Raw genomic sequence first — 1,232 nt, forward strand, 5'->3', positions numbered from 1 at the left:
GCGCATAGTATTACTGAAGTCGGTGACGTTTCTTTCATAATAATTAAATCGATTTTTCATAACGCTTGATTATATTATCTTTTTCATTTTCCAGTTATTTTAACTTCATTATGCTTAACATATCATCATTAACCAGGTTCACGTCGAATTTCTTTCGGGCTAATGCCAGTCCATTTAAACCGTAGTTATGAATAGCATTTCTGTCATTTATATAAAACTCCATTTTTGACATAAGCGCTGGTATGTTTTTAACGGGAATCAAAAATCCGTTTTGAGGCGATACGGGTTCAACTGTTTCCCTGCAGCCAACAGAATCACTTGTAATAATTGCCCGCCCCATTGCCATACTTTCAAGTAAACACCGTGGTACGCCTTCACCATAGTATGATGGCAATACAACCACTGATGCATCCTTTATATAAGGTCTTACATCGTCAACTTCACCCAGGTATTGAAGGTTGTCGCCATGTTTTATTTTAAAAAACAATTCGGGGCTAATGGCATCTATATTTGCAGCATAGGATCCTATTAGCTTAAATTGTATGTTGGGATATTTTAAACGGATAAGGCGTGCTGCTTCATAATATTCAAAAATGCCTTTAGCGTTTATCAGTCGGGATATCATTATAAAACTAATGTTCCCGGCATCTGGTGGGGTATACTCATAATGCTCCAGATCAACACCAGAGCCATTAACTATAAAAACATGGTGTTTATTTGTTAATATTTTATAGGTAAGCAGTGTTTCATAATCATCTTTATTTTGAAATATTATATGTAAATGCTTGCTTTTAATCAGGCTAAACCTGAGCATCAAACGCGTAATATGGCTTACTAATGATTTCTTATTTCCAGGCGTAAAGTTATAGCCCAAACCAGATAGCATTGGAGCAATGCATTTAATGCGATGGATTTTTGCAAGCACTGTTCCATATATAACTGGTTTAAAGGTGTAAGGAAAAAAAACATCTGGTTTTACCTGTTTCATCAATTTATAAAGCATTATTAAATACTTTATATCAGATAAAATTGAAATATTACTCCCTGACAATTGATTTTCGAAAATAACTACGTTAAGCCGGGTGAGCTTTTCACGTATATTTTCAGGTAAAACCGGTGTAAAAACATATACAGTATGTTGTTTAACCATTTCCTCAATCAGCTTGCCCCTGAAATCAATTAATGATTTGGCAGAATCACAGGCGATCAATATTTTTTGCCCAGTTTTAAGC

1 protein-coding gene is annotated in these 1,232 nt (G+C 34.7%); it reads right to left on the reverse strand.

Annotated elements, in window-relative coordinates; genetic code table 11:
* Positions 1–94: 94 nt before the first annotated feature.
* Positions 95–1,232: glycosyltransferase family 4 protein (locus tag AC1DO4_RS27830; protein ID WP_477421040.1), on the reverse strand; the 1,138-nt coding region annotated here is incomplete at its 5' end.

This window comes from Mucilaginibacter sp. P5_A6 (genome assembly GCF_056400585.1).